This is a genomic window from Paraburkholderia tropica, assembly GCF_900109265.1.
Taxonomy (GTDB): Bacteria; Pseudomonadota; Gammaproteobacteria; order Burkholderiales; family Burkholderiaceae; genus Paraburkholderia; species Paraburkholderia tropica.
In genome coordinates this window covers 1-12723 of record NZ_FNZM01000025.1, presented here as the reverse complement: position 1 = coordinate 12723, position 12723 = coordinate 1, and the positions used below count along the sequence as shown (strand labels likewise).

Below are 12723 nucleotides of genomic sequence, written 5' to 3'. Positions count from 1 at the left end.
TGTTATGTCCGCTTTTTCGTCCACTGCGTCTTCCGCTTTTCGGTCCGCTTCGCTCGTTGCGCTCGCCGCCGCCGCGCTCGCGGGCCCGCTCGACGTCTGCGCCGCGCAAAACGCACCCGCCACGCAAGCCGCTTCCGGCGCGCCGCTCGACGTGTCGATCGTCTATCTCGGCAATCCCGGCGATGCGGGCTGGACCTACGCGCACGAACGCGGCATCAGCGCCGCACAGAAGGTGCTCGGCGGCGAGATGCAGCTCAAGCGGATCGAAAACGTCCCTGAAAACGCCGATGCCGAACGCGTGTTCCGCGACCGCGCGGCGAAGGGCGACAAGGTTGTGATCGGCACTTCGTTTGGCTACATGGACGCGATGATGAAAGTCGCGCGCGACTATCCCGACACGGTGTTCCTGCATTGCTCGGGCTACAAGAGCGCGCGCAATCTCGGCAACTTCAACGGCAAGGTCTACGAATCCGCCTACCTGGCCGGCGTGCTCGCGGGCTATACGTCGAAGACGCATGTGCTGGGCTTCGTCGGTTCGGTGCCGATTCCCGAAGTCATCCGCAATATCGACGCGTTCGCGCTCGGCGCGCGTTCGGTCGCGCCGCAGACCGTCGTGAAGGTCGTGTGGATCAGCAGCTGGTTCGATCCGGGCAAGGAGCGCCAGGCCGCTGAAACGCTGATCGGCATGAACGCCGACGTGCTGATGCAGAACACCGATTCGACCGCGACGATGAGCGTGGCCGAAGCGCACCATGTCCACGCGTTCGGTTGGGACTCGGATATGAGCCAATGGGGACCGCACGCGCATCTGGGCTCGGTCGCTTACGACTGGAGCAGGTATTACGTCAAGGCGATCGAGGCGGTGCGCCAGGGCACGTGGACGAATCAGCCCGTGTACTGGGGCGTGAAGGAAGGTATCACCGATCTCGTGCACGTCAACGCGCAGGCCGTGCCGCCCGAGGCGCTGAGCAAGCTGGCGGAGCGCCGCGCCGCGCTCGTCGCGGGCACGCTCGATCCGTTCGCCGGGCCGATCAAGGATCAGAGGGGCCAGACGCGCGTGGCGGCGGGCACGGCGCTGTCGGCGGCGGACGCCAACCGGCTCGACTGGTTCGTCGACGGCGTGCAGGGCAGCCTCGCGCAGTGATCGCGCGCACCACGAAAAAAGAACTGGGAGACGGGCAGATGGATACGTCAAACGACGCAGCGCGCGACGCGCTGATCTGGAACGACTGGCATCCCGTGGCCGCGCTCGACGGCCTGCGCGCGGGCCGCACGCAGCTGCTGGGCGTTGCGTTGTATGTCGAGCCTGGCGACGGTTCGCCGAATGCGCCGCGCGTGACGCGGCTCGACCTCGGCACGCCGTGTCACGCGCGGGCGCGGCATGGCGTGGTGTGGGCGTGCCTCGGCGAGCCGCGCGCGGACATCGTCGCGATTCCCGAGACCGCCGAGCCGGACCGCCGTCTGCTGCACGCCGGTGCGTTTCGCGTGCATGTGAGCGGTCTGCGCGCGGTCGAGAATTTTCTCGACATGGGTCATTTCCCGTTCGTGCATACGGGCTATCTGGGCGTCGAGCCTTACACCGAGGTCGCGCCGTATCGCATCGAACACGACGAGGCGAACGACGAACTGTACGCACGCGATTGCCGTTTCTATCAGCCGCGCGCGGCGATGACCGCCGATGCGGCGCTCGACGTGCAATACGTTTATCGCGTGGCGCGGCCGTATATCGCCGTGCTGTACAAGACCTGTCCGCCGCAGCCCGCGCGCTTCGACGTCATCGCGCTGTTCGTGCAGCCGCTCGACGACGAGTGGTGCGTGGCGCACACGGTCATGAGCTATCTCGACGATGCGAGCCCAGACGAAGCCTTGCGCGGCTTTCAGCAAACCATTTTCGCGCAGGACATCAAGATTCTCGTCAACCAGGTGCCCAGGCGTCTGCCGCTGACGGCGGGCAGCGAACATCCGGTGCTGGCCGACGCGATGTCGGTGGCGTATCGGCGCTGGCTGCGCGCTCGCGGCGTGACGTATGGGACAACCGACGGCGCGGTGGCTGGCACAACGGCGTCGCCGTCACAAGGAGCGCAGCATGGATGAGCGCAGGCAGGAGCCGGCGCGCTGGTACGCGCTGTGCACGGCGGGCGCGCTGGACAAGGGCGCGATTCATCGCACCGAACTGCACGGCGAAGGCCTCGTTGTCTGGCGTGCCGACGACGGGCGCGTCAATGTGTGGGAGGACCGCTGCCCGCATCGCGGCGTGCGGCTTTCGCTCGGTCATCATCGCGGCGATACGCTGCAATGCCAGTATCACGGCTGGCGCTTCGCGAGCGGCGAGGGCGCGTGCCGCGCGGTGCCCGCGCATCCGCACGCGAGCGCGCCGCCGATCCACGCGACGACGTGGCCCGCGATCGAGCGCTACGGTTTCGTGTGGACGTACGCACGCGCGGAAGGCGCGGCGCCGACGGCGTTTCCGGCCATCGACGCGCTCGCCGCCGCCCGGCCGCCTGACTGCGTGCCCTTGCGCACCACGACGATGGACGCCGATCTCGCGAGCGTGAAGCGTGCCTTGTCGGCCTATGTGCTGCCGCAGGCCGATGCCGCGGAGTGCGCCGCCTTCGAATGCGAATCCGGCACGCTCACGGTCGAGTCGCTCGACGGCGCGGCGTGCCCGGCGATCTTCGTGCTGCAACCCGCGCAGAAGGGCAAGACGCGCGTGCACGGCGTCGTGCCGGGCGACTTCGACGCGGCGCAGCGGCTCGCGCTCCAGCGCGCGCATCAGGCTCGACTCAATGCCGTGCGTGATGCGCTCGAAGCGGTGAGCGAAGAGCAGCCCGATGCGTTAACCGGTTCGCTCGCCGAAGCGCCCGCGCAAAACCGCACGCCGCGCGCGCAGCTATCGCCCGTCGCCGTCACGATGCCGCTCGTGCGCATGGACGCCGCCCCGAGCGCGATGTCCCCGGCCATCGACGCATCGAACCAGGCATCGAGCGACCAGGACGGTCCGTTCATCGTGCATCTCGCGCGCAGCGGCGGCAGCGTCGACGTGCCCGCGAATACGAGCCTGCTCGACGCGCTGCGCGCGCACGGCGTCGAGGTGCCGACGTCGTGCGAGCAGGGCGTCTGCGGCACCTGCCTGACGCCCGTGCTCGACGGCGAGCCGCTGCATCGCGACGTGTGGCTCGACGCGCGCGAACGCGCCGCCGGCGACTGCATGCTCGTGTGCGTATCGCGCGCACGCACGCCTACCTTGACGCTCGACCTGTGAGGCCGCCGATGCTCAAACTCCACGACGACGAACTCTGCGGCGACAGCTACAAGGCGCGTCTGCTGCTGGGCTTGCTCGGCCTGAACGCGGAGCGCATCCGCGTCGAGCGCTATCCGTCGCGCCAGCAGGATGCGCCCGCGTTTCGCGAGCTGAGCCCGCTGGGCGCGTTGCCGGTGTTGCAGGACGGCGGCACCACGCTCGCCGACGCCCACGCGATCCTCGTCTGGCTGGCGCAGCGGTACGACGCAAGCCGCACGTGGCTGCCCGAACACGACGCGCAAACGCACGCGGCGATCCAGCGCTGGCTCGGCGTGGCGACGCGGCTTTCGCACATCGTGTTTACGCGCCGCGAGCAGGTGCTCCACGACGTAGGCGCGCCGGTGCCTCGCGCGGATCGCGACGCGCGGCCCTTGCTGCGCCTGCTCGACGAAACCTGCTGGTTCAACGAGGCGATGGACACGCCGTTCCTCTGTTCGACCCGCACGCCGACGATTGCCGATATCGCGTGCTTCGCGCCCGTCGTGCTGCTTGACGAAGCGCAGATCGAGACGATCGACTATCCGTCGCTTGCAACATGGTGTACGCGCATCAAGCGCCTCGATGGCTTCGTGACGATGGCGGGCGTTTATGCGGCCCACTGAAACCGTCGGTGGTTTGGCGGGCGCGAGGGCATGCACGCACGCCTCTGGTGCTTAGATGCCCAGCCAGGGTGCCGCCAACGGCGACGCCGTGGCGCATGCAGCGCTTTGCGCCACGTCATTGCAGGGATGCGGCGTTTCGTGCGTAGCTGGCACGAAGCTCGCTTGAAACACCGCACAGAGTAGAAGCGGCTAGCGACCGGCACGGCCTTCGAGGCAGCCGGCACCGTGGGGCATTGCTCTTGGGGCGCATCGTGCGCCCACGCCGATCATCGATCGGCGTTTGACCGGAATCGTCGGATTCCGCCAACAAGGAGCGAGCGATGCAGCGGCCCCAGACGATTCATCACCACGACGTTGCCGAACCGGCGCACACACGCGCCGCGGATCGGCTTCGCGCCTTCATTTCCCACAGCACCCGGAGTTTCCCCATGAGCAACCTGCTTTGCGTTGCGCGCTGGCTTCGGCTCGCGCGTTTCCTCGGTGTTTTTGCGTCGACGGCTTTGGCGTCGGTTTTCATGACGGCCTGGCCCACCGCCGCCCGCGCCGACGATCACGTCACGCTCCTCACGAGCTGGTATGCGCAGGCGGAGCACGGCGGCTTCTATCAGGCCGTCGCGACCGGCATCTACAAGAAGTACGGGCTCGACGTGACGATCCGCATGGGCGGCCCGCAGGTCAACGGGCTGCAACTGCTGGCGGGCGGCCAGGCCGACTTCATTCTCGGCTACGACTTCCAGGTGCTGTCGGCCGTGGAGGCGAAGATTCCCGTCACGACCGTGGCCGCGTCGTTCCAGTTCGATCCGCAGGGCATGCTCACGCACGACGACGTAAAAACGCTCGCCGATCTCAAGGGCAAGACGATCCTCGTGGCGGGTTCGGGCCGCACGAGCTGGTGGCCGTGGCTCAAGGCGAAGTACGGCTACAGCGACGCGCAGGCGCGCCCCTATACGTTCAACCTGCAACCGTTCTACGCGGATCGCGACGTGGCCATGCAGGCCTATCCCACCTCGGAGACCTTTCAGGCCGACGCGGCGCACGTGAAAACCCACTTCTTCCTGTTCGCCGACGCGGGCTATCCGCCGTACAACACCACGATCGTGACGATGCGCGACACGCTCAAGCACAAGCCCGAGATGGTCGCGCGCTTCGTGAAGGCGTCGATGGAAGGCTGGAAGAGCTATCTCAGCGATCCCGCGCCGGGCAACGCGCTCATCAAGAAGGACAACCCGCAGATGAGCGACGCCCAGCTCGCCTACGGCGTGGCGCAGATGAAGAAGCTGCGGCTCGTTACCGGCGGCGACGCCGCGACGCTCGGCATCGGCGCCATGACGGACGCGCGCTGGAAACGCACCTACGACTACATGGTCGAAGCGGGCCTGCTGAAGTCCGATACGGATTACCGCAACGCCTACACGCTCCAGTTCGTCGACACCCTCAAGGTCATGCCCTGAACCTCGCGCGCGCGATAAGGCAATCACGAGGACAACAAGAGGATCACATCATGCTCGTCACGCAACAGAAAGTGCTGCGCCGCTTCTGGTACGCCATCATGCCGCTGTCGCAACTCGACGCGGGCCCGCAACCGTTCACGCTGCTCGGCGAACCGATCGTGCTCTGGAAGGGCGCCGACGGGCAGCCGCACGCGCTGCGCGACCGCTGCTGCCATCGCACGGCGAAACTCTCGAAAGGCTTCGTCGACGACGACGGCAACATCGCCTGCGGTTATCACGGCTGGACCTACGATTGCAGCGGCCGCTGCGTGAAGATTCCGCAGAACGACGGCGCCGCCATTCCGTCGCGCGCCGTGGTGCCCGCGTATCGCTGCGAGGCGCGCTACGGCTATGCGTGGGTCGCGCTCGACGAACCGTTGCAGCCGATTCCCGACTTTCCCGAGGAAACCGCGGGCGGCTATCGGCGCATCCTGCAGTTCTACGAGCGCTGGCAAACGAGCCCGTTGCGCATGATGGAGAACTCCTTCGACAACTCGCATTTCAGCTTCGTGCACAAGGCCAACTTCGGCTTGTTCAGCAGCCCGAAACCGTCGAAATACGCATTCCGGCCCAACGATTGGGGCTTCGAAGCCGAAACGCACGTGCCCGTGCGCAATCCGGCCGCCAGCCATCGCATCACCGGCACGACCGAGGAGATCACCGAACGCCATCTGCTGAACCGCTGGTTCATGCCGTTCGCGCGGCGTTTTGGTTGCGTGTATCCGGCGAGCGGCGTGCATCACATTATCTACAACTGCGCGACGCCGATCGACGACCGCACGATCATGCTGTCGCAATGGCTCTATCGCAACGACACCGAGGACGCGTGCTCGACGCAGGAGCTGATCGACTGGGACCGCCCGATCACGGATGAAGACCGCGACATTCTCGAAGCAACGGACTACGACGCCTGCATCGACGTGCGTCGCCAGCAGGAGTGCCACATGGAATCGGATCAGCCAGGCCTGCTGATGCGCCGCATGCTGCTCAAGCTGCTCGAAACGCATGGCGAGCGCGAAGTGTTCCGTATCGAAACGGAGGTCTGATCATGTCGATTCCTTTGCTTGCAGTGCAGCGCGTGGACAAGTGCTATCCGAACGGCACCGTCGCGCTCGACGACGTGAGGCTCGACATCGAGCCGGGCGAGTTCGTCTCGCTGCTGGGGCCGTCGGGTTGCGGCAAGAGCACCTTGCTCAAGATGTTCGCGGGCATCGAAACGCCCACGCACGGCCATCTGCGCTGGTGGGGCGGCCCGTTCGCGACGGTGGGCGCACCGGGGCGGCGGCTCTCGTTCGTGTTTCAGGAGGCGACCTTGATGCCGTGGGCGACGGTCGCCGAGAACGTGCGGCTGCCGCTCGATCTCGCGGGCGTGCCGCGCCGCGAGGCGCAGGCGCGCGCATGCGAGGCGCTCGAAGGCGTGGGGCTCGGCAAGTTCTGCGCCGCGCGGCCGCGCGAGTTGTCGGGCGGAATGCAGATGCGCGCGTCGCTGGCCCGCGCGCTCGTCACGGAGCCCGATCTGCTGCTGCTCGACGAACCGTTCGGCGCGCTCGACGAATTCACCCGCAACCGGCTCGACAGCGATCTGCGCGCGCTCTGGCTGCGCCGCGCGATGACGGTCGTGTTCGTCACGCACAGCATCCAGGAAGCGGTATTTCTGTCGAGCCGCGTGGTGGTCATGCAGGCGCGGCCGGGCCGCGTGATCGCCGATGTGCCGATCGACGGGCCCGCCGCGCGCGACGACGACTGGCGAATCAGCACGCCGTTTATCGAACATACGTGCGCGCTTTCGAAACGCATTGCCGACGCGCACGCCGCGTCGCAGATCGACGAGGACAGCGAGGTGCAATCATGAGCGGACAAACCGTGCAGCCGCTGCGCATCGCGCGCGCGGCCGGTGAAACCGCCGGGGCAGCCACGACCGCCGCGCGCGAGCGCGTGCCGCTGCTGCGCCGCCCCGGCGTGGCGCGCGCGCTGGCGCCCTGGTGCGTGGGCTTTCTGATGCTCGGTATCTGGCAGGCGTGGTGTACGCTCGGCGCGGTGCCGGCGTATCTCGTGCCGTCGCCGGCCGCGATCGTGCAGCAACTGGTGCAGGACTGGCCGATGCTGTTCGCGAGCCTGCTCGCGACGCTCAAGATCACGCTGCTCGCTTTCGCCGTGGCGACGGTGCTGGGCGTGGCGATCGCGTTGCTGTTCGTGCAGAGTCCGCTGATCGAGGCGAGCCTGTTTCCCTATGCGATCCTGTTGCAGGTCACGCCGGTCGTGGCGATTGCGCCGCTGATCATCATCTGGGTCAAGAACACGACGGCGGCGCTGGTCGTCTGCGCGATGCTGGTCGCACTCTTTCCGGTCATCTCCAACACGGCGCTCGGACTGCGCAGCGTGAACCCGGGGCTCGTCAATCTGTTCCGGATTCATCGCGCGACACGCTGGCAGACGCTCGTGCGCCTGCGCATTCCGAGCGCGCTGCCGTATTTCTTCGGCGGGCTGCGCATTTCCAGCGGGCTTTCGCTGATCGGCGCCGTGGTGGCCGAGTTCGTCGCGGGCACGGGCGGCAGCGGGGCGGGGCTTGCGTATCAGATCCTGCAAGCGGGCTTTCAGCTCAACATTCCGCGTCTGTTCGCCGCGCTGCTGCTGATCACCGTGACGGGCGTGCTGCTGTTCGGCATGACCGTGTGGCTGTCGCGGGTTTGCCTGCGCGGCTGGCACGAGAGCGAACTGTAGAGCGAGCGGTCGATGGCCGGACAATCAACGCAAAGGCATTTTCATGAGGCGTCACCGATGACATCCACGATTTCCACCACGCTGATCCGCCATGCCGCCGCGATCATGACGGGCGGCGACCCGCGCGCGGGCGACGCGACGCGGCTCGCCGGTCCCGACATCCGCTTGCGCGGCGACAGCATCGAAGCGATTGGCGCGCTCGCGCCGCTGCCGGGCGAGCGCGTGATCGACGCAACCGACTGCGTGATCTACCCGGCGTGGGTGAACACCCACCACCATCTGTTCCAGTCGCTGCTCAAGGGCGACCGCGCGGGGCTCGACGCGAGCCTCACGCCCTGGCTCGCGGCCACGCCGTACCGGTTTCGTGCGGGCTTCGACGAAGCGCGATTCCGGCTGGCGGCGCGCATCGGCCTGATCGAGCTGGCGCGCTCGGGTTGCGCGACGGTCGCGGATCACAATTACCTGTACTACCCGCAGATGCCGTTCGACAGCTCGGCGATTCTCTTCGACGAGGCCGAGCGGCTGGGTCTGCGTTTCGTGCTGCTGCGCGGCGGCGCGACGCGCACGCGCCAGCTCGAGGCCGAATTGCCGACGGCCTTGCGTCCCGAGTCTTTCGACGACTATCTCGCCGATATCGAGCGGCTGGCCGCGCGCTATCACGATCCGTCGCCGCGCGCGTCGCGCCGCGTCGTCATGGCGCCGACCACGGTGCTCTATTCGATTTCGCCGCAGCAGATGCGCGAGAGCGCGGCGTTCGCGCGGCGGCTCGGCCTGCGCCTGCACAGCCATCTGTCGGAGACGGTTTCGTATCAGGACAGCGCGCGGACGATGCACGGCTGCTCGCCCGTGGCGTTCTGCGGCGAATACGACTGGCTTGGCGACGACGTCTGGTTCGCCCATCTCGTCAAGCTCGACGCGGACGAGATCGCCATGCTCGGCCAGACGCGCACGGGCGTGGCGCACTGTCCGCAAAGCAACGGGCGGCTTGGCAGCGGCATCTGCGCGCTGACCGAACTGGCGGAGGCGGGCGCGCCTGTCTCGATCGGCGTGGACGGCGCGGCATCCAACGAGGCCGCCGACATGATTTCGGAGGTACATATGACGTGGCTCGCGCAGCGCGCCCGCGTGGGCATGGCGGCGCGTCCCGAGTATGCGGGCGGCAGCTTCGAGGGCGGGGCGCACGCGGCGAGTGTGGAAGACGTGATTCACTGGGGCACGGCGGGGGGCGCGCACGTGCTCGGCCTGACGGATCTCGGCTGCATCGCGCCCGGCGCGCCCGCCGATCTCGCGATCTACCGGCTCGACGATCCGCGCTATTTTGGCTTGCACGATCCGGCCATCGGCCCGGTGGCGAGCGGCGGGCGGCCCGCGTTGAAGGCGTTGTTCGCGGCAGGCCAGACCGTGGTGGTCGACGACACCATTCCAGGGCTCGACATGGTCGAACTCGGGCGCGAAGCGCGAAATGCCGTGCGCGCGCTCATGGCGCAGGCGCAGGCGTGAGTGGACTTGCCGGGCGGCGTGCGTGCGTCGACTTCTACGCAGCGATAGTTAGCGAAACGTCGTCGATATGTGCAGGAAACAAGCGCCGGAAGTCATGTGAAGCAAGGTTTTCAGCGCCTTGCCGTCCCGCCTCATGGCGGCGGACTAGCGACAATTGACTCAGCGATACCTCGCCGCTCCGCAGAGCACCTCCGGTGTAATCCCGATGGCGCCCGGCAGGGCTCGGCAAGCCGACGCGTGAGCACGGGAAGGCCCACATTGGGCCGCGTTCCGTATCGTCCACACAGCAGCCGACCCGTCGCACGACCGTGTTGAAGAGTATTGAAATAACGTCGCTATGCCGAAGCTTTCCGCATCGGCAGGCGCTCCTCAAATGCGTTCGAAGCGGTGTCAATAATTTCCCGGTAGTGCTTTTTGACGTGCTTATCCCGTGCGCCAGGATGGAATGTCCTGAAACACTCGATGCCATTCGACCGGAAGTGCCAAAGAGCTTTTGGCTCGACCTTCACAGTCTGGCGTTCGGGAAGCACAGCTTTCAAGGCGCGATCGTACGTGTGGCCGCTACCGAAAATGATGAGATCCGGTTTAAGCAATTCGATTTCGAACTTGACGGTTGCTACCGAAAAATCAAACAAATGTGCGGAATGACCGATCGAGGTTCTGGAATAGGCGCGTTTCGGACGGTGCCAGTCCATTTTCATTAGGTTGTTCCAGCAAACAGCGGCTCGGTCGCCTCTCGCGAACGCGTCGGCGAATCGCTGCCATTGCCGCAATAACTCACTATTACCGGTGCCACGGGCATGTTGATCCTCGTAGCGAGCCCTCGCGATGTCGATCATGTCCGGGCGCTCGTAAAAGGCTCCGAGCTTGCCACACCACCCGTTAGTTTCCTTCCCGATGAACATGACCCGGACGGGCGCATCGAGGTAAGCCTGAGATACGCTCAGGAGAAACGGCGCCGACAGCTCGTGAAAATATTGAATCAAGCCGGACTTGGCCGCGGCAAGCGCTCTTGCATAATAAGTATCCAAGACCGCTTGAACATCGTCTTTAAGCATGGTTCCACCGGATGGTATGCGTTGGCGGCAGCGCTGCCCTTCGCTTTCGGCTTTAGATTTGGCGGAAATTGTCGCATAAGTGGATCAGATGTCGGCGGAACGCACGGGCGTGTCTATGACTCTCCGCGTGGGTCTCTTCTGGGAGGGCTGTGTCAGCCCGCTCTTCAAATTCACCGTCGGAAATCGGGCAGTCGGCAGTGTGTACTGCCGACCCGAAGCAATTCGCCTCTCCAGGGAATTGTGGTCATGCGAGTGTCGGCAATTCAGGCGGCGTAGTCGAATGTCCCTTGTCGGCCGGCGCGCGGAAGCTGAGAGTGCTGCTGCCATCGCGGCTCTGTCAATCGTTGAGTTTCTGTAGCTGACCCGTTTTGGACATTTAGAGACGCCGCAGTCAGTGGGCGCTTTGCGGCCCATATTGTCGTTTGTGTCGTTTTGCAACCTGACAGGCCTCGTTGTCGAATTCGCACGGTGACGCGAACGACACGGAAACGACCGTCAATAACACCCACGTCACCGGCTCGAACAGCGTGTCGATCGTGAGCGGCGGCGATACGAACATTATCGGTTCGAACGTGAATGGCGGCGCGGTGTCGGCGGTGGCAATCTCGATATTGAAAGCGTCCAGGATACGGCTTCGAGCGCCGCGCATCAGAGCAGTTCTGGTTTCAGTGTCTCTGGCAGCCAGCGCAGTGCAAGTGTGAGCGTTACGGCGCAAAACGGACACGCCGATTCGAACTATGGGCAGGTCAACGAGCAGGCAGGCATTCAAGCGGGCAGCGGCGGTTTCAATATCGCAGTTGCCGGCAACACGAACCTGACGGGCGCCTATATTGCGAGCGATGCCGGCGAGTCAGAAAATGCGTTCACGACGGGCACGCTCACATTCAGCAATATCGACAATTCGTCCCACTACAGCGCTGCCAGCAACGGGATTTCGGCAGGCTTCGGTACAAGCAGCACGGCTGGGGGCAGTACGGGCAAAGCGACAGGGCCTGCTTCGGTGGCGGGTGTCCCTGGGGTGTCCCCCATGATTTCGCAGGACGAGAGCGGCGACGATAGCGCGACGACGCGCAGTGCGATCAGCGCAGGCGCGATCAGCATCACGAACCAGGCTGCGCAGACGCAGGATGTATCGACCCTGAGTCGCGACACGACGAATACCAGCGGCAACGTGTCTAAAACGCCTGATGTGAATGCGATGCTGTCCGATCAGGGCGACCTCATGCAGGCCGCGCAGGTGGCTGGTCAGGTTGTCGCCCAGGGAATTGGCACCTATGCGGACGCGAGACGCGACGAACTGATCGCCGAGGGCAAGGCTGCCTTAGCAAGTGGCGACCTCGCAACAGCTGCAGCGGACGCAGCGGCGGCGAAACAATGGCTGGAAGGGGGAAGCTCCCGCGCGGAATTGCAGATTATCGGCGGCGCGCTGATTGGCGGGCTCGGTGGCGGTAGCGGCTTTACGGCGGCTGGTGGAGCAGCGGGGGCGGGGCTCTCGTCATTCCTCGCTGACCAGATCAAGGCTGCAGGTAAAGGTGTTGCGGATACGACAGATTCGCAGTTACTGGGCAACCTCGCCGGTAACGTGCTGGCCGGTGTAGGCGGCGCGCTTGTCGGAGGGGCGGCCGGCGCGGCAACGGGATCGAGCGTCAATCTCTATAACGAGAACAACGACAAGGGCGACGAGGCCGCAAAGACGGAACTGGACGCGCTCGGTCAGCAGATTGTGTCCGCATATAACGCTGTCCAACAAGCAAGGCAGAAGGTCAGTAATGCCATCAGCTCGACGGTCAGCGGAGTAATAGGTCAGGTGCAGGCGCATAACGGGCAGAATCCACCCGCTGACGCCAATCCGCTTGTGCAGGCGAACGACGGAGGCAATACTCCTTCTGGCTCGGCGGGCGCGGTTGTTACGCCATCGGTCATCGTCTGCACACCGAATGGCGGCTGCACAGTAACTGGAGTTGCCCCTGTAATCCCGGACACAGCTTCACACTAAGGTTGCTGATTCCGTCGTGCGCCGAAACGCTCGTGGTGAGCGGTACTTCAACGCG

The 12723-nt window shown here is 65.5% G+C and carries 12 protein-coding genes; 11 read left to right on the top strand and 1 reads right to left on the bottom strand.

Translation table 11 applies throughout. From position 1 onward, the window contains the following. Positions 1-4 precede the first annotated feature (4 nt). The 9 genes from BMY06_RS32770 to BMY06_RS32730 all read left to right on the top strand — a co-directional run bounded on the left by BMY06_RS32770 (position 5) and on the right by BMY06_RS32730 (position 9614). Positions 5-1144 carry a BMP family ABC transporter substrate-binding protein gene (locus BMY06_RS32770; RefSeq protein WP_074987185.1) on the top strand — a complete coding sequence of 380 codons (1140 nt, stop codon included), beginning with the start codon at positions 5-7 and terminating at the stop codon, positions 1142-1144. A gap of 38 nt (positions 1145-1182) precedes the next feature. Continuing rightward, positions 1183-2094 carry an aromatic ring-hydroxylating oxygenase subunit alpha gene (locus tag BMY06_RS32765; protein ID WP_065063039.1) on the top strand — a complete coding sequence of 304 codons (912 nt, stop codon included), beginning with the start codon at positions 1183-1185 and terminating at the stop codon, positions 2092-2094. Beyond that, complete coding sequence (locus BMY06_RS40350) at positions 2087-3262, top strand: Rieske 2Fe-2S domain-containing protein (protein WP_074987184.1); 1176 nt, start codon at positions 2087-2089, stop codon at positions 3260-3262. Before BMY06_RS32765 ends, BMY06_RS40350 begins: the two co-directional genes overlap by 8 nt. Before the next feature lie 8 nt (positions 3263-3270). Beyond that, the gene (locus tag BMY06_RS32755; RefSeq protein WP_065062927.1) at positions 3271-3903 is read left to right on the top strand and encodes a glutathione S-transferase family protein; all 633 of its coding nucleotides are present in this window, start codon (positions 3271-3273) and stop codon (positions 3901-3903) included. Between the two features lie 515 nt (positions 3904-4418). Continuing rightward, the gene (locus BMY06_RS32750) at positions 4419-5354 is read left to right on the top strand and encodes an ABC transporter substrate-binding protein (protein WP_124261940.1); all 936 of its coding nucleotides are present in this window, start codon (positions 4419-4421) and stop codon (positions 5352-5354) included. A gap of 50 nt (positions 5355-5404) precedes the next feature. Beyond that, the gene (locus BMY06_RS32745) at positions 5405-6439 is read left to right on the top strand and encodes an aromatic ring-hydroxylating oxygenase subunit alpha (RefSeq protein ID WP_074987182.1); all 1035 of its coding nucleotides are present in this window, start codon (positions 5405-5407) and stop codon (positions 6437-6439) included. Positions 6440-6441: 2 nt separating this feature from the next. Beyond that, the gene (locus tag BMY06_RS32740; protein WP_074987181.1) at positions 6442-7245 is read left to right on the top strand and encodes an ABC transporter ATP-binding protein; all 804 of its coding nucleotides are present in this window, start codon (positions 6442-6444) and stop codon (positions 7243-7245) included. 146 nt (positions 7246-7391) lie between these two features. Continuing rightward, positions 7392-8114 (top strand): ABC transporter permease, encoded by a 723-nt coding sequence (locus BMY06_RS32735; protein WP_231957685.1) that lies wholly within the window; start codon positions 7392-7394, stop codon positions 8112-8114. Positions 8115-8171: 57 nt separating this feature from the next. Beyond that, a complete protein-coding gene (locus tag BMY06_RS32730) occupies positions 8172-9614 on the top strand; it encodes an amidohydrolase family protein (protein WP_173816760.1) in 1443 nt (480 codons plus the stop codon). Positions 9615-9949: 335 nt separating this feature from the next. Here BMY06_RS32730 and BMY06_RS32725 read toward each other — a convergent pair whose 3' ends face one another. Further along, a complete protein-coding gene (locus BMY06_RS32725) occupies positions 9950-10672 on the bottom strand; it encodes a uracil-DNA glycosylase family protein (RefSeq protein ID WP_074987180.1) in 723 nt (240 codons plus the stop codon). Positions 10673-11124: 452 nt separating this feature from the next. On the opposite strand from BMY06_RS32725, the gene BMY06_RS40575 reads away from it, so the two are divergent. Both BMY06_RS40575 and BMY06_RS32715 read left to right on the top strand, forming a co-directional pair. Next, the gene (locus tag BMY06_RS40575) at positions 11125-11373 is read left to right on the top strand and encodes a hemagglutinin repeat-containing protein (protein ID WP_074987179.1); all 249 of its coding nucleotides are present in this window, start codon (positions 11125-11127) and stop codon (positions 11371-11373) included. Further along, positions 11370-12668, top strand: coding sequence for a hypothetical protein (locus BMY06_RS32715; protein ID WP_074987178.1), 1299 nt, complete (start codon positions 11370-11372; stop codon positions 12666-12668). Before BMY06_RS40575 ends, BMY06_RS32715 begins: the two co-directional genes overlap by 4 nt. Positions 12669-12723: the final 55 nt, after the last annotated feature.